Genomic DNA, 25,285 nt, shown 5'->3' with positions numbered 1-25,285 from the left:
AATGGCAAAAAAAACTGTCAGAAATGACAATAAAAACTTTATTTCTACTATGAGAGCTATTGCTATAGATGGAATTAATAAGGCAAAACAAGGTCATATAGGTATGGCTTTGGGGGCGAGTGAAATATTTTATTCACTTGTTGCTAAAAAAATGCATTTTTCATCATTAAATCCTAAATGAATAGATAGAGATCGTTTTGTATTATCTGCAGGACATGGCTCAATGGGGTTATATTCACTTTATCATTTACTTGGTTTACTATCAATAGAAGATATTAAAAATCACAAAGAATTTAATTCAAAAACTCCTTCTCACCCTGAAATTGATAAATTAGATTATGTTGATGCTTCTACTGGTCCTTTAGGACAAGGTGTGGCTATGGCTGTTGGTATGGCGTGAAGTGCTCACCATCTAGCTGAAAAATTTAATCAATTTGATTTTAAAATATTAAATCACTCTGTTTTTGCTTTATGTGGAGATGGTGATTTACAAGAGGGAGTAGCGTTAGAAGCCATTCAATTTGCGGGTACAAATAAATTAAACAAATTAATTTTAATTCATGATTTTAATAATGTACAAATTGATTCAAAGGCTTCAGAAGTTAATAATATCGATTTTGCTAATTTCTTTAAATCTAATAATTTTAATGTAATTATTTTAAAAAGTAATGATCCAGAAGAAATAGAAAAAGCTATAACAAGAGCAAAAAGAAATATGAGGCCAACTTATATTCAAGTGCCTACAACCATCGCTTTTGCTACACCAATGGCTAATCTTTCTAAAGGTCATAACGGTATTTTAAATGAAACAGAAACAATTGAATTTAAGAAAAAACTTTCTTTATCTACTTTGATACCTTTTGAATATGATAGTAAAGCATATGAACTTGGTAATAAAATGATGCATACAAAAAATGCGTCATATAAAAAATGAGAAGCTAAATTCTTAATTTATAAAGAAAAATTCCCAATTTTAGCAGCTGAGTTAGAAAAAATAATTAATCATCAAAATGAGAAATTTACTTTTTCAGATTTAAAATTTAAACAATCAAATGTAGCAACAAGAAACTATGTTGGTGAGATTGTTGATTATTTAGATAAAAATTATTACACTATCATAGGTGGTTCAGCAGATTTAAGAGCCGCAACTAAAGTAGGATTTAACGATAATAAAAATATTAAATACGGAATTAGAGAATTTGCAATGATTGCAATCAATAATGGTATTTATCTTCATTCAGGACTAAAAACCCTAGCTTCAACTTTTTTAGTATTTTCAGATTATGCTAAATCAGCTTTAAGATTGGGTGCATTAATGGAAATACCTGGTGTTTCTATCTTTACTCACGATTCTTATCAAGTAGGAGGAGATGGTCCTACACATCAGCCTGTTGAACAATTAACAATGTTACGTTCCATTCCTAATTATTTAGTATTTAGACCTGCAGATGAAAACGAAATGTTAAATTCATTTAAATATGCACTTAATTTACAAAAAACTCCTAGTGCAATAATCGCTTGTCGTCAAGAAATTAAATCATTCAACAAACAAGGAAATGAATTTAAAGCAGGATACTTTATCAAAGAAGAAAAAGAATTTGATTTAACACTTTTAGCTTCTGGTTCAGAAGTTGAATTAGCTTATAATGTAGCTAATGAACTTATGAAAGAAAATATTAAAGCAAACGTGGTTTCTGTTCCTTCATTACAACTATTATTAGAAGATGAAGTTTTAATTAAAGAATTAAAATTAGATAAAAAACCATTATTTGCAATCTAATCTTCAAATGATTCTATGTGATATAAACTTTCTAAATATAATAAATTTGATGCCCATTTAGCAAAAGATTTTGGTCATAGTGCGCCAGGACCTTTTGTCTATGAACATAATGGATTTAATACTAAAACATTAGTAGAAAAAGTTAAAAACTTTATTTCAAAATAAAAAGACATTCTAACAAGAATGTCTTTTTATTAAAATTTTTTATTTGTGAATCAAGGTATAGAGATAAAATTAGGTTTAGTTAAATTTGCTCTCAATATTTGAGCAAACAAAGAATTAATATTTTCAGAATCTAATGGATGTTGATTTTCTGAATTAATACCAAAATAATTAATATTTTCTCTTATATAATTTCAAGCAACTGAATAATTCATAGCAATACCGGAATTTCAAAGTGCAACTAAATTACTTTTAGTATCAAAAATATTAGTTCCTGAATTACCTCCATTTATTCAAGATTGCACATAATTTTTATTAGTTCTAATTATGATTTTATTTTCATCTTGTTCACTTCTATGGGTTATATATCCAACATTATTTAATAAAGGAAAACCGCTATAAATAGTATTTTTATAATGAGATAAATTAATTTTACTTGCATTAAAATTAAAATTTAAATTTACAGGTTTAATTTCTTTTAAGTTATTTAAAAAAGAAATAAAAGCAATGGCTTGATTGTTAATAATATCATCTATTTTTTTATTAAAATCAATAATAGTTATAGTTGCATCAAAAAAAGGTGCAATTTCATTTGAATTATTTATTTGGTTTTTACCTATCCAAATTATATTTGAATCAACATTGTTAATTCCTAAAGTGAAAAAATCTTTTTGTTGGCCATTTCTATTAACGACTTTAAAACCATTTTCTAAATTATTGTACAAAAATTTATGATAAATCGAAATTGATTTATTTTGATTATTTACTTCTTTTTTTAATAAATTTTCTCTTTGTATATCGCTAATATTTTCAATTCCATCTTTTTGACCTTCTATGTGAAAGTTAGTTAAAATATAAAATCTTAGATCGTTAGGATCATCATTTACTTTAGATAAAATACTAGCGCTTCCTTTATTAAAATTAATAGAACGATTATAAATGTTATTGATAGTTTCGTTTTCTATTCATTCTTTTTTTATTATATTTCTATCTAATAAAAACCCTTCATGTAACATATAATTTACATTTTGATTGGGATCGTATTCATCTTCATTTAATATTTTTTCTATTTTATTATTAAATAATATAGGTTCATTAAACTGATTGTACCAAACGTTATTATAATCAAAAAGATTAGTATCATTTTGATATATTTCCTCTTCTTTACTACTTGTATAACTAATTTTTGCCTCTATTGAATTAAATTGAGAAAAAACTATAAATTTTAAATTAGAATTAGTTGAAAAATCAATGTTATTATAATTATTTATAATTTTAAAATTTTCATTTCTAGAAAATAATTTTAAAATTACATTATTGTTATCGTCTAATTTTATTTCTGTATTAAATATTAGTTCATAATTTTTTATTTTTCTTTTAATTTGTTGATAAATTATCTTTTCTTTAAATAACTTATTAAAATCAATTTTAAGATCTAAAATGTATGAATTATTATCAAAACTAGAATTTAATTGTTCTACTAAATGAAAATGAATATCTAAATTTATGTTTTTGTTTATATTATATTCATTATTTAAAAAACTTTTTTTAATATATTTTTGTTTAAAAGTTCACTCCAATAAATTGTCATTCAGAGTACTTATCTTTAAATCTAAATAGTTTTGTTCGATTTTTCTTTCTCTTTTTACTCTATCAAATGAAAAAAAGAAAGTTTTTAAGTTTTCATTAGTAAAAGTAAAATTATTAATTCATTCTGATTTTATATCATATTTATAGTTTAGTTCACCTATTTTGTAGTAATTATTACCTATTAATATATTATTATCAAAATTTAGAAATGAAAAATTTATAAAAAGATCTCTAGTTTCATTAATTACTAAAGAATGAACTTTTATATTATTTTTAGGAATTCAAAAATTTTTATAAAAGATTTTATCCGCTAATTTAAGTTTGATAAATTTATTTAATTCATGTAAATTATTTTTTCAAAATTCAAAATCTTTTTTATTTATTTCTTCTGTGTTTATAATTAGATCAGAATATTTTATTTTATTTAAAATAATTTCAGGATAAAGCGTTTGCTGATAGTGATTATTAACATTATGGATTGTATATTCTTTTTCAGTTGTAAATCTTTTTTTAGAATTAAATTTATTTATAAAGCCGATTTTAAAGCTTAAAGTTTTTTCTTCTATTCTTTTTATATCATAATAATAAACAAAATAGTTTGTTAATAATTTATTAACAGCGACCTTTTCATTTTCGGAAAAATCTTTAATAATTGTAGAGCTATCAAATGGCACAAATCATTCATTTTCAAAATTTTCACTAATTTTTTGATTGCTATTTTTATCAATATTCCATCTTATAAAGTAATTTAATTTATTAAACGCTTGTTGTTCAATAAAATCTGTAACATTTAATGAACTAAATTTAGTAATGTCTTTCTCTGAATTTACTATTCCGCTGCTTTTAGCCAAAATAAACATTCTTTCATCAATTTTATTAGCTATTTGAAAATATTCATCTTCAACCAAAAATTCATTTCCATTTTTAAAATCATGCAATTGAAAAAAAGAACTTTTAGATTTATTCATCAAAAAAGAAATAGGTCTAAAATTTTTAATAATAAGATAATTGTTATTTATTTGTTCTTCAGTTGGTTGATCAATAATTTTTCCATTTTCTTTGTATCAAAAGAAAACTTTAGCACTTGACTCTTGAAAATTTATTTCCTTAATAGAATGCAGGTAGATTTGATAGTTATTTAATCGAGGTAAAATGTAACTATCTTCAAAAGCTTGTTCTATTTCTGTTACAAAATATTCGCTATGATTTTTGTTGTTAATTTGTTTTATGTTTTGAAATAGTTTATTAGCATTGTGGTCATTATTGATTATAGCTAAAATTTTATTTTTATCTCTTTGATTTTGCGTTAAAGTTGTAAAAACAGGAATATTTTTAAGTTTAAATGTTTTTATTCTAATAATTTGATCATGATATAAAATTTCAGTTTCTATTTTTCACTCATCATTATCTTTATAAAAGTTTTTTATCTTAAATTTAAAAAAGTTATTTATTTTTTGACTTTCTATAGGTTTAATGATAAAAGGATCATAGTTTTCTAAGTTTAAGAATTCACTTTCATTAAAATCAGAAAATTTATTATAGTCAATCAAACAATAATCATCCAAGAAATCACTTATATTATTTAAAATTGGATTTATATCATTTGTAAAGTTTAATGTAAATATTTTATTTATATTTAGTGTTTTATCTAATTTGTGCTCAAACTCTAGGGTTACTTTTAAAGAATTTAAATTATTGGAATCTAATTTAATATCAACTATTTTCATCTGTATATTTAATAAATTGTTTTTTTCTAAAATTAGCATTAAATTTTCTTTATTAATAGAAGCTGAAAAAGAGTAGTATTCTAAATCATATTTAGCAAAATTTTTATGCTTATTAAAAATAAAGTTTTTGTTAATATCATTTTCAAAAATAGTTAGTAAAGATTCGTTTTTATCTTTTACATTTTTTATGTCTTCGATTATTTTTATTTTATTTTCAAGAAAAAAAATAACGTCTTTTAGCATTCAAAAATCAGGAAAATCAAAAGCTTCTTGATTATAGAATTTTTTAATATTATATAAAAAATTAATTCAATAGTATTTTTGATTATTGTTTAAAGAGTTTTTATTTGCTTCAATACTATCAAATTTTTCTTTAAAAAGTTGAATGTTTTTTTTAAGATTTTCAATTTTATTTTGAAATTCTTCAACTTCTTTTAAGTCGAATTTAAAATTATTTTCTGATAAAAAATTTTCTTTATTTTTATCGGAAATAGCTAGAGAATTTATGATTCGAAGATTGTTTTCTTTTCTTTCTATTATGCTATTATTTAGTAGAAAATCTTTTATATTAATTTCCTGAAGTTGACTATTTAAAAATAAAGTATCTATAGTTTCTAAAAGATTATCTTTTTTGAAAATATTAATATTAGATTCATTTTCTATATTTTTTAATACTTTTGTTTTACTAAAATTGAAATTATTATTCAATAATTTTTGCTCAAAAACAGTTGTTTTAATTTTTTGAAAGTGTTCTTCAATTTTTTTTCTAAAATCATAAAAATCATTAGCACTAAATAAATTATCTATATTTGAAAGTAATGAATTTAATTTAGGATTATTTAAATTAAAGTACATGTTTTTTGTTTCCTGAATTTGATTAAAAAATTTTATAGTAGTATTAATATCATTTCAATTATCTTTAAAAGTACCTTTACTAATTAAATTGATTAAATTTTTTTGAAAAAATAATTTTATATTATCATTATCTAATTCATTAATGAATTTTTCAATTTTTAAAAATTCAGATTCAAACTCTTTCATTAAATTATTAAAATATTGCTTTTTTATTAATAAATCACTAAAAAAATTTTTGTCTAAACCGTTTAATTCTTCTAATTGAAAATAAGTACTTTTAAAGAAAGATTTGATTTTTAACTCACTTTCTTGAAAGGAAAGAAAATCATATAATTTTAATTTATTTTCATATTTTTTGTCATATTGAATTAAAGAAGAATTGAAATAATTATGTCTATTTAATACAAAATTTAAAATTTTGTTAAAAGTATTATCGTCATAAAATTGAATTCTCGACTCTATTGAAAGCAATTCTTCATTGTTGATATAAGGTTTTAATTTATTAATTCTTGAATTTTTTTCATTAAAAAAAATAATACTACTAATTACAGAACTAGTAGTTATTATAGAAAATGTTAATAAAAGTAATTTTTTAGTTTTCTTTTTCATGAGAAATTTTACTGATTATTATATTTTTTGTCGATTAACTCCATACCATTTTCATCGCAGACGATATTTAATGTAATTTTATTTACTTCTTCAGTTTCGTAAATGTCTTTTACTTTTATAGAAAATATAGAGTCATAAATGCTATTTATTTCCTGAATTTTTTCTTGAATACTTTCTTTTTTATTTATCGTAAAAGTTATATCTCTAGTTTTTAAAGGTTTTGAATTACATTGTTTAAAACTATTTTTTTTATTTTTAATTACATCTAAATTAACTTCCACAAAATAAGCATCAGAAATATTTAAATATGGCGAAATTTTACCGATTCAACCAACAATTTTATCTTTTTGATAAATGATAGCACTAACACCGGTGTGAAATTGATTAATATCTTCTGCTCTTTTAAATTCTAAGTCATTAGAAAACGTATTTATTAGTATTTGTTTTAGTTCTACAAAAGTTTTTGTAGTTGTTGCTAATGCTAGTACCCTGTTTAATTTATTTACCATACCTATTTCAAAAATGGAAATATCATTTATTTTTCTTTTTTGATTATAATCTATAACCTCAGCTAAAGAAATTGATAAGGAATTTCTAATAACTTCTCTCTCTTTTGAAATATAAGTTTCTAATTCTATATTTTTTTCGAAATTGAAAGGATTAAATATATTTCTCTCTTTAGAAATTAATGTATAAGTTCTTACTTCTTGGAATCCATTAGCGGAAATGTTTTCTTTAAAATTAGATAAAGAATTAATTTTAAAATTATTAATACTTGGCTGATGTAAAGTTAAATTATCAAATCCATAAAATCTTAATATTTCCTCTAATACATCATCAATATCATTAATGTCGTGTCTATAAGAAGGTATTATAATTTTATTGTTACTAAATCGGAATTCAAGAATTTCCAGTGATCTTATTACTTCTTTAAATCTTTTAGTTGTACTTATTTGACTTCCTGCGATTTTATTTATATATTCAATATCGAATTCAATTTCTTTTTCTTTTATCTCCGGAAAGTTTATTATTTCTGAAAAATTATTAAGATAATTAGATAAAACAATATGACCTAATAGCATTGTTCCTAAAGAAATTTTTTTAGAGGATTGTTTAAAAGCATTAGATTCTAATTTTAGTTGTTTAGCAGTGTGTCTCACATCTTTGATAGAAAAATTTCCAATTTCAATAATTATATTTTTAGTATCTTTATTTACAGAATATTTTTCTCCTCCCATAACACCTGCTAAAGAAATAATATTGTTATTTCCATCAACTATACCAAGACCATTCTGAAAATTTATAGTTTTTCCTCCTATTATTTCAAAATTTGAAGAAAAAATCTTTGGATTTATCGGGCTTTTAATATTATCTTTATTATATGCATGGTTAGGCATACCGCTTAAGATTAGAGTTAAATTAGTTAAATCTACTATGGGAGAAATGAGTTTAATACCTGATTTAACTATTAACAAGGAATCTTGTATAGATAAAGAAAAGTCTTCATCAACCTTTGCTTCTATTCCTGTTAAAATATTTTTATTATTATCTGTTATTTTAAAATCACTTTTAAAATTTGCAGATTTTAAATTATAGTTTTTAGGTTTTGTTTTAAAATATGCAGCTAATTCTTTTCCCATTATTATATACGAATTAGCATCAGAGCGATTAGTTAAAATTTTTATATCAATAATATAATCATTTAATTCAAAATATTCAATAGGATCAAGGTTCAAATCTACCTTTTTAAATGTAAAAATGCCATCCTTATATTCATCCCATACAAGCTCTGAATTAAATCCTAGTTCATTTAAAGAAATAAGCATACCTTCAGAAATAATATTTTGTAATTTTTTTTCAGTAAATATCATTTCTCCATTACTTGAACCTGGAACAAAAGCCATTAAAAAGTCGTTTTCTTTAACGTTTTTAGCTGTTGTTTGTATAGTTCGTATTTTATCGTTAAATTCTATTTCACAAACGGTTAATTTATCACCATTAGGATTTTTATAAGTTTTTAAAACTTTTCCAAATTTAATTCCACTAATGTTATTTAATTTTTTATAATTTTCTACCTCAAATCCAATAGAATTAATTGCATTAATAACATCGTTAAAAGAAACCGTATCATCTAAGTTAGCTATTTCTTTTAACTTTTTGTATGAAAAAAGCATTAATTTTCCTTTCTGAATTGATTTAAGATTCTTAAATCATTTATGTATAATTCTCTGATGTCTTGTATTTGATATTTAATCATAGCAATACGTTCCAAACCTATTCCGGCAGCAAAACCGTTCATTTGATTGGTGTAACCTGCCATTTTTAAAACATTTTTATGTAACATACCTGCACCAAGAATTTCTATTCACCTATTTTTGTAAAATACATCTACCTCAACTGAAGGTTCTGTGAACGGAAAATAAGAAGGTCTCATTCGTATTTCAACTTCTTCTTCTAAGACGTATGATAAAAAAGATTTTAACGTTCAAATTAAATTAGGAAAATTAACATTACCAACGCTTATAAAATCTAGTTGAGTAAACTGATGAGAGTGGGTTTGATCATCTTCATCTTTTCTATAAACTTTCCCAATTGAAAATTGACTAAATTCTTTATTTTTATACATTTCTAGAATCTTAGCACTTATTCCTGTATTGTGCGTTCTTAATAAAGTGTTTTCATCGATGTATAAGGAATCTTGCATTTCTCTAGCAGGATGATCTTTTCCTATATTCAATCTTTCAAAATTATATTCATCGCTAACTATTTCTGAATCTTTATATTCAAAATAACCATTTTGAAAAAATCACTCTCTAATTCTATTTGTAATCAATGTTAAAGGGTGTAAAGAAGAACTTTGAATCAAGGGTTCACTAATATCAATTCATTCATTTTTTATTTTTTCTTGGATCTTTATTTCTTCAATTTTTTTTGAAGCTTCTTGAAAAAATAATTCAGCCTCTTCTTTTAATTTTTTAATCTCTTTTCCAATGGTAGCCTTTTCTTCACTAGAAACATTTTTAAGTTTTTTGGTTAATTTGGCTATTTCTCCATCAACCCCAAAGATTTTATTTTTTTCAATTTTTAAATCTTCAAGGGTTTTTATTTTATTTATATCCATAAATCTCCTTATTACTTTATTTATAATTATAAATAAAAAATTTTTTTTATTGTTTTTTTTAAATATAAAATCATAAAATAGCAATAAAAAATAAAAAACTTACTTTCATTTTTTATTTTTGGAATAGTTTTCAAATTAAAAGAAGGTTTTTATACCTTCTTTTCCTAAAATGAAAATTGAAGTGCACCAGTAGTTTTTATTATAAAAACATTGTACTACAATTTACAATATTTTATACCCCCTATTTACTATTAAGGGGGTGAAGGGGATATCCCCTTCTTTTAATTCCGCTTGTAAAGCGGTTTTTATTAATGAAGTTAATAAAAATTATGGGGCAAAATTTTTCGACCCTTTCATTATTTTCTTGTAATAATCTTGTAATTTTTAATAGTTTTAATTAATATTTATTTAATCTTTCTATTTCTTCTTCATATATGTCAAAAGCGCATTTTCCTTCTAGTATGTCTCTATTCATAAAATTTATTCTTTTTCAAGATTTAATATTTCTTCTCGAGAGACTTTATTAAAATCAGTCCCTTTTTATAAACTCTTCTTATAAGTCCGTTAAAATTTTCATTAGTTCCTCTTTGAAAAGAAGCGTATTTATCGGTTTTATAAATTTTAATTCCTAATTTTTTGCTAATATTCCAACCGCATTAAATTCAATTCCATTATCAAAAGTAATACTTTCAACGGGTAATTCTAGTGTATTTATTCTTTCATAAAGAACTTTATTAATGTAAAAAGGGTTTTTACTTGAAACTTTTACAATTATTCCCAACCTACTTTTTCTTTCCACTAAAGTTAAAAGACTAGAATGCCCTGCGGATTTTTTACCTATAACTAAATCACCCTCTCAATGCCCAAATGTTTCTCTTAAATCAATATGTTTTGGTCTAGCTCAAATAGGAAATACATAATTTGACTGCACAAGTCTTTCAATAACGTTATTTTTTCTTTTTCCGCCTTTTGTATAGTGCTTTCTTAATCTATCTTTATTAGTTAATACTCATTTTCCTGTATTAATCCAATTAAAAACAGTCCTTAGCGAAGGGATTTTAATGTTTTTGACTCCTTCTTTTATTAGGTTGTAAGTCATTTTTATTCCACATGTTGCTTTGTTAAAATTGTCTTTAATAAGTTTGCTAAATTCTTTATAATCATCCATTTGAGAAAAGAAAAACAATCTTTTATGTTTATGTCTTATTTTAGCTTTTTCATTTGCTATTAAATGATCATAAAATCCGTAAAAATTTGAATTTCTTTTTAATTCTCTTGACACTGTTGAGTGATTGACATTAAGAAAATTAGCAATTTGTCTAATTGAATATTTTTATAAAACAATTTCTCTATTAAAAATCTTTTTCAGCATTTAAATGCGAATAATGCTTTGTTGTATTATAATTCATATGATCCTTTCAATAAAAAGTATGTTGTCTTAAATTTTTATAGGTAGTTTTTTTATTTAAAAAATCAAGTGCAACCACTTTTTAATTTTACATTATAGTGGTGCACTTGATTTTGCATTCAGGGAAAAGAAGGTTTTTATACCTTCTTTTAATTATTTTTAGCTTGCATTTTTGCTGCAGCTTTTTTGGCTTCTTTTCTTATCTTTTCAGTTCTTTTTATTTTTCTTTCAGCCATTTCTTTTCTTCTAATTTTTCTCATCATTTCTCCTTTATACTATGATTGATTTAACTTATTAAATTTTATTGCTTTTTCCTTATTACTTTTTCTCGGCGCTTGTAATGCTTCTAAAATAGGAATTGAAACAATATCACCTTTTGAAATACCAATAGCAATTCCTGATTTTCCTTCTTTTAATAAATCTACTGCCTTAATTCCCATTAATGTTGCTCATATTCTTTCTTGAGCAGAAGGATTTCCGCCTCTTTGGACATGCTCTAAAGCCATAGCTCTAGATGCTATACCAGTTTTTTCTTCTACAGATTTCGCTATTGCTTTTAGATTCGGATAAATAAATTCACTAACAATAGCAATAACACTTCTCTTTTTCATTATTTTAATTTGATGATTTACTATCTTAGCAATTTCATCTTCATTCATGGTATGCTCATTTGTAATTATAATTTCTGCACCAGTGGCTAAACCTGAGTAAAGAGCTAAATCGCCCGCTCCATGTCCCATTACTTCTAACATTAAAAAACGATTATGAGAATTAGAAGTATCTCTTAATTTATCAACGGCATCAACTATTGTATTTAAAGCGGTGTCATAACCAATTGTAAAATCACTAGAAGTTATATCATTATCAATTGTCCCTGGCAAACCAATAGTTTTAATTCCGATTTCATGTAATAATTGCGCTCCCATGTAAGAACCATCCCCACCTATAACTACAAGAGCATCTATTCCTATATCTTCTAGATTTTTTTTAGCTTGAAGTCTTACATTAGGATCTTTAAATTCAGGAAATCTTGCTGAAAATATGAATGTTCCACCTTTAGATACATATTGATCTACATCGTATTGGGTTGCAGGAAGTATATTCTTATTTACTAAACCTTTATATCCTTCAAAAACTAGAAAGGGTTCAATTTGGTTAGCTAAAGCATGTTTAACAACAGCTCTAACTGCGTTATTCATACCCGGAGCATCTCCTCCAGAAGTTAGTATAGCAATTTTTTTAATTTGTTTATTCATTTTATTCCTTTAATTATTTTTTAATTATATTATTTTTTTTATAAAAAATAGAAAAATTAATTTTTCTTTTTGATCAATTAAAAAAAATGAATAAATTTAATTATTTTTTTACTATTTAATGTTATTAACATATTTTTAAAAAATAATAGACTTTTTAATTTAATTTGTTAAAACTCTTGTATATTTATATTATGAATATAAAAATTAAAGAAATATTCCAAACTCAAAAGCAAGATTTTTTATCTAACGGAGCGTTATCTATAGAAAGAAGAATAGGGATCTTAAAAAAAATAAAAATGCTCTTAAAAAGTAATAAAAATTTAATAGAAGAAGCACTTTATATAGATTTAGGTAAAACACCTATGGAAAGTTTTTACTCAGAATTAGCATTAATATTTAATTCAATAAATTTAGCTATAAAATCTATAAAAAAATGAAGTAAAAAGAAAAAAATAAATACCCCATGATTTTTATGACCTTCGAAAAGTTATATCGAACCTCAAGCATATGGTGTAGTTGGGATATATAGTACTTGAAATTACCCTTTTCTTTTAACTTTAGATCCTTTAATAGCTGCCATTTCTGCCGGAAATAGAGTAATGTTAAAAATTTCAGAGTATTCAACAGAGTCAGAAAAATTAATTAAAAGATTAATTAATGAAAATTTTCAAAACAATGAAATATACTGTATTGAAAATTCAGAAAAAAATTTAGTTGAATTTAATGAATTTAATTTTGATTTAATTTTTTTTACAGGTTCAAATAAAATAGGAAAAATTATTGCAAAAAAAGCTGCAGAAAATTTAACTCCAGTTGTTTTAGAACTTGGAGGTAAATCGCCAACTATCATTTTTGAAGATGCAAATTTAAAAAAAGTAGTTAATAATGTTTTTTTTGGTAAATTTAGCAATGCAGGACAAATTTGTATTGCTCATGATTTCATTTTTATAGATGAAAAAAATGCTGATAAGTTTATTAACTTATTAAAATTAAAAATAGAAAAAGATTTTATGAAATTGAATAATAAAATCATTAATAAACATCATTTTGATAGGTTAATAAATTTGGTTCCTGAGTGAGAAAAAGAAAATATAAGATATGATGTTGATAAAATGAAGATATACCCCTTTATTTTTAAATCCAGTTTAGATGATAAAATTATGAAAGAAGAAATTTTTGGACCTATTTTACCTATTATTACTTTTAAAGACAATGAGGATTTAATTAAAAAAATGAGTTTATATAATAATCCTTTAGTTTTATATTTATTTACTCAAAATAAAAAAAATATTGAAATTACTAAAAAAATATCTTCTGGCAATTTAATCATAAATGACACAATAGTGTTTTTATCTAATTATTTTTTGCCATTTGGAGGAATAAAAGAATCGGGAAATGGTAAATATCACGGTTATGAAGGTTTTAAAACATTCAGTCATTTTAGAAGCGTTTTTAAAAATAAAAGAAGTAAAAATATTAATCCATATATTAAATAAAAATGAAACAAAAATAAAGGAAAAAATTTGAAATTTAATATTTAAATAAAAATTTTATTTTTAATTAAGAAAGAAAAAAGTTAAAATTTTGACCTTTTTATAATAAAAAAATAGATTTTTGTTATTTTTTCTAAGAAATATCTTAAAATATTTAGGTAAAATAATAAAGGAGGCATAATGTTAGTAAAAGATGTAACAAAAAGTACATTAGGAACAAGTATTTCTAATGGTAAGGGTGTTCAACTATTAAATTTCCATGCTACATGATGTGGACCATGTAAAATGTTAGCACCTGTTTTAAAACAAGTTGCTGAAGAATTAAAAATAGAAGTTTATAAAGTAGATGTTGATCAAGATAGAGAATTTGCTAGAGAAATGGGAGTATCTGGAACACCAACAACTTTTATTTATAAAGACGGTAAATTAGTTTCACACATAGTTGGTTATGGAGCGTTTGAACAATTTGCTGAACCATTAAAGAAATTAATGTAATTTTCTATAAATTATTTTATGTATAAAAAAAATCAAGCATTTATTAGTATCGTGCTTGATTTTTTTACAGTTCATTATAATGTTTAGGTCTTGGAAGGGGATCTCTTTTATGTTGGGTAATTTTATGCTGTTTTTCTATTAAATTAATTATTTCTGGTTTTAATAAATTTTTATCTTTTAAATAAATTTCTAAGTCATTATATGTAAAACCCAATTCTTCTTCATCGCTTTGATTGTCTCATAATCCTGCCGTTGGGGTTTTATTAATTATAGTTTTGGGTATTCCTAAATAGCTCGCCATTTTTCTTACTTCGCTTTTAGTTAGTTGAACTATGGGAAGTAAATCTACACCTCCATCACCATATTTTGTAAAATAACCTAAAAACATTTCTGAAAAATTATCTGTACCTAAAACTAAATATTTGTATTCTTGAGCAAAAGCATATAAAGTAGTCATTCTTAGTCTTGGTTTAATATTAGCTATTGCTAATTTATTATCTAATTCATATGTACTTACTAAGTTATCATAGGCATTTTTTAGATTTATTGTTTTTACATTTAAATTAAATTTATTCACTAATTTTTCAATATCTTCTTTATCTTTTTCCATGCTGTTGATAGGCATGATTAATCCTAAAGAATTATTAGGGAATGCTTTTTGCGCTAAAACTGAAACTAAGGCTGAATCGATCCCTCCCGATATTCCTACAATTAGGCCTTTCATATTAGCTTTTTTAACTTCATCTTTTAATCATTCAATCAAATAATTGGTATATTTTTCAATTTCCATAATTAAATAATTTTAACATTTTATTTTTATTTTTGGTTTAAAAAAACTAAAATATACTAATATTATTTATATTTTAATTTATCTTTTTTTAAATAAAATGATTTAAAAGAAAAAATATGGTAAAATTTCATTATTTATATAAAATAAGTTAAATTAAATAAAACAAACAAATCTAAAAATATGGAGAATTTATGGAAAATAAAGTTAATAAAAAAAGAGGTAAAAAACTACTTGCTATTATTACATTAGCATTAGGAGGATCTCTATTAGGGAGTGTTGGTTTAGCGCCTTTAGTTTTTAAAAATTGAAAAGAAATTCAATATGATATTGTTGATTTTCAACAAGATTTAAAACAATCTACTGATAGCTCAGTTGTATTTTCTTTTGAATTTAATGATGAACAAACAATTAACTTGATTAATAATGCAAATTCAGATATTTCTATTTCTTTAGTGAATCCTTCTACAAAATCAGAAGTTTTGAAAGGTGTTGCTAAATATGTTAAATCATTAAGAAAATGACAATTTTCTTCAAATGAACTTTCAGAAAAACTAGAAGCAGGTAAAAAATACGAAGTACTTTTCAATAAAAAACAAGGTAATGTTTTATCTGAAAAAAGAAACTTTAACACAAAAAATATTGAAGATAAAAAGTATGTTTATACTAAAGCGAATGTTTCTAGTTTTGAATTTAATGCTTCTAACTCAAGAGAAAGAGAAATAATTGTTAACTTTGCGGATGAAATTAAGTCATTAGAAGGTAAAAAAGCAGTATTGAAATATCATTACATTACAGAAGGTGAAAATAACGAACTTTCTGAAATAAAAAATGAAGATACAAAAGTTTCTATTGAACAAGCTGCGGAAATTAAAGATGGTGTTGCAAGATTTGCTATAAAGGGATTACAACCTTCTAGAAAATATGTTATTGAATATGTTGCCTTTTTAGATCAAAGTGATGATAATGGTATTATTTCTCCTTCAGAAGTTCTGGTTAATTATGAAGGAGGTGTTAATAATGCCTTTGTTACAGACAGTATAAAGCTAGAAGTAAGTAATATTGAAAAAAATAATATTTCAACAAATTCAGGTCAAATTATAGTTGGGTTTTTAAAATCTAATAGTGAACCAGAATTATCTTTAATAGGTAAAAAAGCAGTTTTAAATTATAAAATATCTGGTACTGACAAAATATTGCAAAATGAGTCTACTATAGTAGGAGATGCCGCGGTTTTTGAATTTAGAAGTAAGGATGAAAAAACAAAATTAATAGAAGGAACAAAATACGAAATAGTTTCAATTGAAGTATCTGATTCAAAAGTAGAATTTAAAAAGGAAATTCAAGATTCTGAAACAGCAAAAACTTTTGAAACTTTACTTGCTTTAAGTGAATTAAGAACAATAGAAGTTTTAGACAAAAAAGCGACTTTTGCTTTAGATTTTATTTCGCAAGATAATAAAGATGATTTAGATGGTTCTACTATAGAAGTATCTTTAGAACCATTTAATGATATTTCTATCGAAAGACAAACATTAATTAAAAAACCAGGTACCGATAACGTTTATACAGCTACATTTGTTGCTAATGATTTGTTACAAGGAATTACATATTCAATAAATCAAATTAAATTAACAACAAAATCAGGTCAAGAGTCAAATGTTTTATTTAATAACTTTTATACAGAAAGAGATAAAAGATCTTTTACAACAATAATAGGATCTGCTGAGTTTACAATACAAGGATTTGCGAAAACTACTCATAATTCAGCAAAAGTAAACTTGGTTTATAATCCAGAAAATGCTTTTATAAGTGGTCAAGATATAATTTTAAAGTATAAAAAAGTTCAACCTGCTAGTGATGAAATATTCATTTCTCAAGCCACTGCTAGCGGATTAAATATTGAATTTAATCTAGGGGGAGATTCTGTTAAAAAAACAGAATTAGAAACTTCCGATTCTTCTAGCGATTCTAATAAATTAAATCAATTACCATTAGATTCAGGAGCTACATATGAAATAATTGGCGTGGAATTTAAAGACTTAGAAAAAAGTCAAGGTATAGGTGCAAAAATAATTTCTAATGGAGGTAATGAAAGATTTACAACATTTTCAACAATTAAATCCATCACTTCTTCAAATATACGAAATACAAGCGCAACTATTGCAATTACATTTAATGATGTATTAAAAACAATTACAGAAAATACTTCAAAAGAAGGTGTTAAAAGTCCTTCAGGAAGAAAAGCTAAATTAATTTATCAAGTTAATTCTCAAAAAGAAGGACAAGAACAAATACAGTCTTCACCGATTTCCACAGATCTAGTAGAAATAACAGAAAATGGTGTAGTATTTGAACTCAATAATTTATTAAAAGGAGTTGAATATCAAATAACAGGTATTCAATTTGATATTGAACTTCCTACTTTTTATGGAAATCAAATTAGCTCAAGAAATGATAATAAATTTTCAACAATAGCAAGTGAATTTGAAATAAAATCTATAGAAATAGATAATATAGAAGAAACAACCGCTGATGTTTCTGTGTCTTTCAATTTACCTAGCGATATTATTTTATTAGGAAATAATTTAGATATTTTTTACAAAGAAGCAAATAATCCTAATTCTTCCGAAATGAAAATTAAAGCTACAGTAGATGAAATAGGTATTGCAAAAGTTTCTATTTCTAATTTATTGGAAGGAAAAAAATATGTTATAACAAAAGTAGAATCACATATTAATGAAACAGGAGAAAAAGAAAAAAGTAATTATACTTTCATTATTCCCAATTCATTGGAATTGTTTAAAACATTTTTTACTAAGCCTGCAATAAATAATATTGAAATAAGAAATATAAGCGAAAATAGCGCTGAAGTTCATGTTTTATTTACAAATGAAAATTTAAATTTTATTAATACAAACAAAACTTTTAAATTAAATTATTCAAACTCAGATAATGTATCAAGTTTTGTAGAAAAAAACATAACAAAAGAAGAATTTAATTCTAAAAAGTTAATATTTAATATATCAAATTTAAATAAGGTTACTAATTATACTATTGATAAAATAACAATAGATGGAATAGAAATTCCAAGAGTTATAAATTTTGAAAAAAATAAAAATAATTTTAAAACTTCTGCAACTAGTTCTAAAGTGGTGTCTTTAAATCAAATTATTAATGAAGATACTTCTGTTATTTTTGAGTTAAATTTCGATAATATTGTAGATTCTTTTATGAATACAAAAGAAGTTATAGTTTCAATTCAAGAAGAAGGACAAAATTCTAATAAAGAATTTTCAGGAATTGTCGATAATGGTGTATTGAGAATAACAGCTAACCAGTTAGAAGCCGGTAAAAAATATAACATTGTTAATTTAAGAATGTCTGGAAATAACGAAGAAAATATAAACATTACTTTCTCTGATTCTGTAACCTCAGAAAGAAGATTTGTGTATACTAAACCACTAGTTAATGGTTTTGTGTTTAGTGATATAAATGAAACAACAGCTAATGTGACTATACAATTCGCTGATTCGCAAAATAATTATGATAATAAACACGTTATTATTTCATATATAAATAAAAATGATAATACAGTAAATGAAATAAATACTTCTATTTTGTCTGAACCTATAATGATAAAAAATAGTTCTATAACTATTCCGTTATCGTCATTGAGTAAATTTAGTAATTACGAAATTACTGGTATAAAAGTCGATTCAAGAAATAATGTATTTGAAGATGTTGCATTAAAAACAGGAATTGAAAAAACATTTTCAACTCTTGCCTTAAACGTACACGTAAAATCCATCTCTATAGAAAATATTACTAAAAATTCAACCAAAGTAGTTTATTCCTTCAATGATATAGATGGTTATTTAAAAGGAAGAAATGTAACAATTAAATATAAAAAAGCGGGAGGCTTATTAGAAACTCAAACAAAAGATATCCAAAACACATTAGGTATTTTGCATGCTGATTTTGAGTTAGAAAGTTTAGATGAAGGTACTAAATATACAATTGAAGGATTAGAAATTGAAAATATTCAAAATATAGAAAATGATTCTAGTCAATTTAGTACTTTAGGGGTAGTAAATGGTGTTTCTGTTTCGAATTTAGAAGAACAATCAGCAAGAGTAAATATAACATTCCAAAACGAAGATGAAAATAGAACATTTAATAACAAGAGTGCTCTTGTTAGGTTTGTTTCAGAAGCTAATGGGACATTAAGATCTGCCACTGCAATAATTAATGATAATTCAGTTTCGTTTAATTTAGATTCATTAGACAAAAATACTAAATACATTTTACAAGATGTATTAGTGCAATTATCTACCGAATATATAATAATAGATTTAGATAAGGAATTTACTATAGAAGGTACTTCTGATAGAATAAGAAACTTTACTACTTCTGCAACAAGTGCTAAAGTTATTTCAATGTCCGAAAATGAAAATTCTAAAACAATTGATTCTGCTTCTGTAACTTTCCAATTTGATAGAATAATTGATTCATTCTTAGGAGACAAAAGAGCTACTTTAACTTACGCTAACAAAAATAATTCAAATATTGATATAGTTTCTAGTTCTTCTGTTGTCAATTCATCTACAAATGCATTAACTTTTGATTTGAATAATTTAGAACAAGGAGCAGGTTTTGTTGTTAAAAGCATTAATATAGATGGGGTTTCTATTAGTTTTGAAAATTCTATTGTAAAAGAATTTTCAACTTTACCAGTTTTAAGTTCTATAGAGAAAATTATTCCACAAAATGATAGTGCAAGTGATAAATCAATAGGGTTGACTTTAAGATTTTCTGATGGACTAAATAAATTAAATGCAAAGAGAGCGCAAATATCTATTAGTAGTTTAACTAGTGGAAGTCAAACTATTTATACTGCATCAGAAAATATAAGTAATAATTCAGTGTCATTTAACTTAACTAATTTAGAAAAAAATAGTGAATTTGTTATTGAGGAAATTTTAGTAGATGGTATAAGTATTAATTTTGCTTCTTCTATAAATTCTATTAGTAATGAACAAAGAAAATTTAAGACTACTGCTAAAAAGGCTATTGTTAAAAATATTAATGTAGTTGAATCAACTAAAAATTCAGTATTGTTAGCAGTTTCGTTCGATATAAACGAAGATTGATATTTATCTAACAAAAAAGTTAAGTTTAAGTTTGTAAAAGATGATGAAGAATTTGAAACTACAGGTAATTTCACTATTAATGATGAAGGGATAATAAATGCCTTATTAAATAATGAAGTATTATTGAATGAAAAACAACTAGAAGCCGGTAATGGGTATACATTAAGAGAAATAATTATTTTTGAAAATAATGATAGTAATACAATTATAGAATTAGGAAATAGTTCTGTTATTAAAACTTTTAGTACTTTATCTACTATAAATAGCGTAAATATTACTAACAAAACAGAAAGTTCAGCTAATGTTACAATTAGACTTCAAAGTAACGATAATACTTTAGTAAACTATAAAGGATTTATTAGTCTAACTTCAAATGCTACAGGTATTGAATATAATTTTGAGTCAGTAGATAATTTTAATAGTTCTAGAGAAGTAACGTTTAATGTTATAAATTTACCAAAAAATGAAACATTTTATATTAATGGTATTAGTGTTGGTTCTAAAAAATCAACAATTTTGGAATATGAAACATCTATACAAGAAAGTGAAAAAAGTTTTAAAACACAACCAACAACAGCAACAATAACTTCAGTAAACTTTAGATGAGCGGATGAGGAAAGAACCAAGGCCTATGCTATTTTGACATTTGATTCAAATATAGATTCATTCATGAATGGTAAAGCACTAAAATTAGAATATTACAGAACAGGATTAAATTATGCTCATGGAAATGATGATAGACTTGTAATTTCTAAAACAAATGAAGGACAAGATGTTATTGTAAGTGGTTCAACTATTCAATTTTTACTTCAAGGTAGAGTAGATTCAAATGGTGCACAAATAAACAATAACACCGGAGTGAATGGAGATAAAAGATTCATTGTAAGGTATAAACAAGATGATACTAACGCAGAAAGAATCCAAGCTTCTTTTAAAGGATTAATTCAAGGATCTAATTATATAATTAACTCAATTACGACAAAAGATTCTACTGAAAATATTAGAATAGATTTTGCTTCAAATATTACAGATGATAATAAAACATTAAAAACACCAGTTGGTTTGTTTGACTATCGTGTACATCCTACAAATGGTTTGGTGGAAGATGCAAATTCTACAGTAGTAACTATTTTAGGGTATTATGCATCACCGATAGATTTAAGTCAACTACCGCTAGAAGATATAAAAATTAGATTTAATGATATTTCATCTGGTAAATATGAGACTTTTGCTGCTACAGAAGTTAGAAAAAAAACAGAAAATGTTTGAACCGTTAAATTTATAGGTAATTTGAAAAAAGAAACTAGATATCAAACGTTTGAAACACTTATTAAAAATCAAGAAGTAAGAGTTTCTCCTCTATATTATTTTGAAGGTTCAACAAACCCAAGAGGGAAAGAACAATTTAGTACAACTGGGAATATAACTACTGTTTCTTCTATTCAATTGCTAGAAAAAACTAAGAATAGTGCAAAAATATCTATTGACTTTGTACCAGGAAACGAAAACTTATTAAGAAATAATAAACCACTAGTTGTAAAATATAGAAAAGTAGGAGACTCAAGAAATGTAAATGGTACATCTCTTCCTGAAACAAGAATCAATCCAGATACTAAAAAGTTAGAAATTTTAGTTAATAATTTAGAAGAAGGTGAAAATTATGAAATAGTTTCTATATTTGTTCCTTCATTAGGAAGACAGGGAGATCTAATAAGAAGTTTAGAACATAATGCTACAATACCTTCTTCAATTTCTAAAAGGTTTTCTACAACTCCGGTTATTGACCAAATAGTAATAAGTTCTATTAATGAAAGAAGTGCTGAAGTTGAGGTTAGATTACAAGGTGAAGTCTCTGATTTAGCAAATCTATCAGGGAATTTAACCATCGCCAAAACACTAAATAGAGATGACATAAGTGTATTTAATTCACAACAAGATATTAATTTTGATGCAAATAATAAAACCATTAGATTTACCTTAACTAATTTAGACAAAAATACTAATTATCAAATTATGTCTTTATCTTTAGGCGATTTAAGTTATGACTGAAAAAATGGTATATCAGATACTAACAAACAATTCAGCACAACTGGTACAACAGCAACTATTACTAATATAACATTTTCAAATATCGTTAATCAAGAAGCAACTGTTGATTTAAGTGTAGGAAATATTGATTCATACATTAATGGAAAGAGTATAACTGTAAGGTATCAAAAATTAGATGAAAGAAATGAATTAACTGGCCCAGAAATCACTTCATCAAACGCTACAATAAGCCAAAATAAAGCAACTATTAGATTAAATAATTTAGAGAATGGAGTAAAATATAGAATAATTGGATTTAATAATCCGGTAGTTGCCGGAGAATCACAATCTATTTCATTCAATTTAACCGAAAATCTCCTAAAGGAATTTGATTCATATGTAATAGTAAAAAGTATAAGTCATACACCTAACGAAGAAGATGTTATAGTAAATGTTGATTTTGAAGATAAAAACATTTCAAGAATTATAGGAAAATTAGTTATTATAAGAATTAATGGTATTGATAATGATTTTTATGGAACTATAAATACTAATGGTCGTGCATCATTTAATATAAGAAATTTAGCAAAAGAAACTACATATAGTATAGATACAATTAGAATTGATGGTAATACAATTAGATATACTTCTAGCGCAGAAGTTCAAAAACAATTCAGCACAACCGGTACAACAGCAACAATTAATTCAATATCTACTAATAATTCAAATAACACAATAAATACAGCAAATGTAAAAATAAAATTTTCTAACAAAGATAAATATTTAAATACTAAAGAATTGAAATTAATATTTAAGGATTCGAATAACCCATCTGCTCCGAATATCGAAAGTAATACAATTGCGAATGTAATTTTAGAAGATGATATCGCAACCGCTACTTTTAATTTAACTTCTTCAGAATTAGAAGCTGGTAAAAGATATCAAGTAGTAGGGGCAAAATTAAATTCTTCTTCTAGAGAAATTAATTTTAATATTTCTAATATAATTACTATTTCTTCTCCGGAAACACAATATTTCGAAACTAAAGTATCAAGACCTACTATAGAAAGCGCTTCTTTAACTAATACAACAAATGATGAAGGTCAAGAAAATACCTACTTATCAAGAGTAGATATGATTTTTAATGACCCTAATAATTCATTGAATACAGCTTTATTAAACTCATGAGAATTTAAACTAAGAAATACAAAACCAGGAAGTAATGAATCTGATGTTTCTAATATAGAATTTGTTAATCGTTCGTTTACAAGAAGTCAAGATACTGGTAAGACTACTATTACTATATATATAAAAGGTAATATAATGGATTGAGGTGTTGTAACTAATAAACTTCAAATAAAGTATAGTTATTTTGATGATTTAAATAAAACCAATTCAATCGGTAACGATGAATGAATTACTCAATTATCAGACAATAATGATATCGAAATTAAAACAAGTGAAGATTTTGTTACTACTTCATTAAATGGAATTGTGACAACTGGTTATGATGTTGAATTTAATTTAAAAATTTATGATCCTCTAAATAAATTAACTAACTTCGGTCAACAAAACGGGGGTTATAATTATACTAATACTGATTCTACAAGAAATGTATTAAATTTAAGTAGGCAAACAACAGGTAATTCTATAAGTTATAGAATTAAGGCTAAAAAATCACTTTTAAACTTAACTGGTGTAAGTGGTGAATGAACTGATTTTTATCAAAATAATCCAAATCCAAATGATGAAGAAGAATCTGTTACACCAGAAGAAAGAAGACAATTACAAAATCTTGGTAGATATGCTGCTAATGTTTATCCTGACGGTTCTCCTATAAATACAAATTTATACGGTAGAAACACAGGTACGCCTAATTTAACTAAATGAAAATTCACCTCTGGATCTCAGGATTGATTAGATATTTCTAAAGCAATTAAAAAAGAGATATTATGAATTAATAGATCTAGTCAAAATGATGGGATGGTAGATATTAAAGTGAGAATAACATCCGGGTCATTAAATAATCAGCCAGGTAGAAATTATATAATAGCAAAGATTTTAAATTTTGACTTGGAAGATTTTAAAATTCAAAATCAAAAAACCTTATATGCTAAAAATTCAAGTAAAATATGAACAAATTATCAATCTCCTCTTTTAACTGGTAATGGAACTAATTTCTTTGGTACTGCTAGCGCAGGAATAAGAACTGTAGGTACTAATTTTAATGCAACAACAGGGGTAACAGATAATTCAGGTACTGTATTATGAGATTCTAACTACAATCAAGAATCAGGGATTTTTAAAACAATAATTAAATTACCAAATGGACACAATGAAAATAGTACTTTTAATTATGCTATACAAGAATATAATGCTGTAATTTACGCTTTATTTATAAACGCTAAAGGAGAATTATACTTATTTGGTGATGATAATGGAAAACCTTTTAATTTTGCAAAAGATATTAAGTTCGAAAATAACGACTTAAATGACAATGAATTAGGTTCTAGAAATGGATATTTTGAATTTAACTTAAAAACTAGCGGAATATTAGAAAATCAAAAACCTGCAGATAATGAGAAATTAAGATTTGTAAATTTAATTGCTTCCCCAATCAAAACTTATCAATATTTTGATTCTAAGTTTTTATTCCCATTAAATTGAGGAAAAACATCCAATTCTTATAAGGAAATAGTTTATAAAAAATAAAATTAAAACTGGACTCTGATCCAGTTTTAATTTTAAATATAATTAAGTTTTATAAATTATAAAAATATCAATTTATTTTATAATAAATTTATTTTTGCTCTAAAAAATG

11 protein-coding genes are annotated in these 25,285 nt (G+C 24.3%); 5 read left to right on the top strand and 6 right to left on the bottom strand.

Features of this window, described 5'->3' with window-relative positions; translation table 4 throughout:
- Nucleotide 1 precedes the first annotated feature (1 nt).
- The gene (locus NX772_RS02780; protein ID WP_310794919.1) at nucleotides 2-1,780 is read left to right on the top strand and encodes a transketolase; all 1,779 of its coding nucleotides are present in this window, start codon (nucleotides 2-4) and stop codon (nucleotides 1,778-1,780) included.
- Nucleotides 1,781-1,795: 15 nt separating this feature from the next.
- Nucleotides 1,796-1,945, top strand: coding sequence for a hypothetical protein (locus NX772_RS03955; protein ID WP_310794918.1), 150 nt, complete (start codon nucleotides 1,796-1,798; stop codon nucleotides 1,943-1,945).
- Nucleotides 1,946-1,974: 29 nt separating this feature from the next.
- Here the strand turns inward: NX772_RS03955 and NX772_RS02775 are convergent, their stop codons facing one another.
- The 5 genes from NX772_RS02775 to pfkA form a co-directional block, all read right to left on the bottom strand.
- Nucleotides 1,975-6,723, bottom strand: a complete 4,749-nt coding sequence (locus NX772_RS02775) for an MGA_1079 family surface serine endopeptidase (protein WP_036449948.1) — start codon at nucleotides 6,721-6,723, stop codon at nucleotides 1,975-1,977.
- Nucleotides 6,724-6,731: 8 nt separating this feature from the next.
- A complete protein-coding gene (locus NX772_RS02770; RefSeq protein WP_027123035.1) occupies nucleotides 6,732-8,897 on the bottom strand; it encodes a phenylalanine--tRNA ligase subunit beta in 2,166 nt (721 codons plus the stop codon).
- Nucleotides 8,897-9,844: a phenylalanine--tRNA ligase subunit alpha gene (gene pheS / locus NX772_RS02765; protein ID WP_027123034.1), complete on the bottom strand. Its 948-nt coding sequence runs from the start codon at nucleotides 9,842-9,844 to the stop codon at nucleotides 8,897-8,899. The genes NX772_RS02770 and pheS overlap by 1 nt, the downstream gene beginning before the upstream one ends.
- 628 nt (nucleotides 9,845-10,472) lie before the next feature.
- Complete coding sequence (locus NX772_RS02760) at nucleotides 10,473-11,126, bottom strand: IS30 family transposase (RefSeq protein ID WP_465223501.1); 654 nt, start codon at nucleotides 11,124-11,126, stop codon at nucleotides 10,473-10,475.
- 401 nt (nucleotides 11,127-11,527) lie between these two features.
- A complete protein-coding gene (gene pfkA / locus NX772_RS02755; RefSeq protein ID WP_036450282.1) occupies nucleotides 11,528-12,508 on the bottom strand; it encodes a 6-phosphofructokinase in 981 nt (326 codons plus the stop codon).
- Between the two features lie 191 nt (nucleotides 12,509-12,699).
- Here pfkA and NX772_RS02750 point away from each other — a divergent pair, with 191 nt between their 5' ends.
- Both NX772_RS02750 and NX772_RS02745 read left to right on the top strand, forming a co-directional pair.
- On the top strand, nucleotides 12,700-14,004 hold the full coding sequence (locus tag NX772_RS02750) for an aldehyde dehydrogenase family protein (RefSeq protein ID WP_240532012.1): 1,305 nt from the start codon (nucleotides 12,700-12,702) through the stop codon (nucleotides 14,002-14,004).
- 177 nt (nucleotides 14,005-14,181) lie between these two features.
- Nucleotides 14,182-14,496 (top strand): thioredoxin family protein, encoded by a 315-nt coding sequence (locus NX772_RS02745; protein WP_051542201.1) that lies wholly within the window; start codon nucleotides 14,182-14,184, stop codon nucleotides 14,494-14,496.
- A 64-nt stretch (nucleotides 14,497-14,560) separates the two neighbouring features.
- On the opposite strand, the gene nadE is transcribed toward NX772_RS02745, so the two are convergent.
- Nucleotides 14,561-15,286 carry an NAD(+) synthase gene (gene nadE / locus NX772_RS02740; RefSeq protein WP_051542199.1) on the bottom strand — a complete coding sequence of 242 codons (726 nt, stop codon included), beginning with the start codon at nucleotides 15,284-15,286 and terminating at the stop codon, nucleotides 14,561-14,563.
- A 191-nt stretch (nucleotides 15,287-15,477) separates the two neighbouring features.
- Here nadE and NX772_RS02735 point away from each other — a divergent pair, with 191 nt between their 5' ends.
- Complete coding sequence (locus tag NX772_RS02735) at nucleotides 15,478-25,176, top strand: hypothetical protein (RefSeq protein WP_027123522.1); 9,699 nt, start codon at nucleotides 15,478-15,480, stop codon at nucleotides 25,174-25,176.
- The last annotated feature ends 109 nt before the right edge of the window (nucleotides 25,177-25,285 follow it).

The sequence above is a fragment of the Mesomycoplasma molare genome (assembly GCF_024918955.1).
Lineage (GTDB): Bacteria > Bacillota_I > Bacilli_A > Mycoplasmatales > Metamycoplasmataceae > Mesomycoplasma_A > Mesomycoplasma_A molare.
Note: the sequence above shows the minus strand (reverse complement) of the source record. Positions and strands in the feature narration are given on the sequence as shown.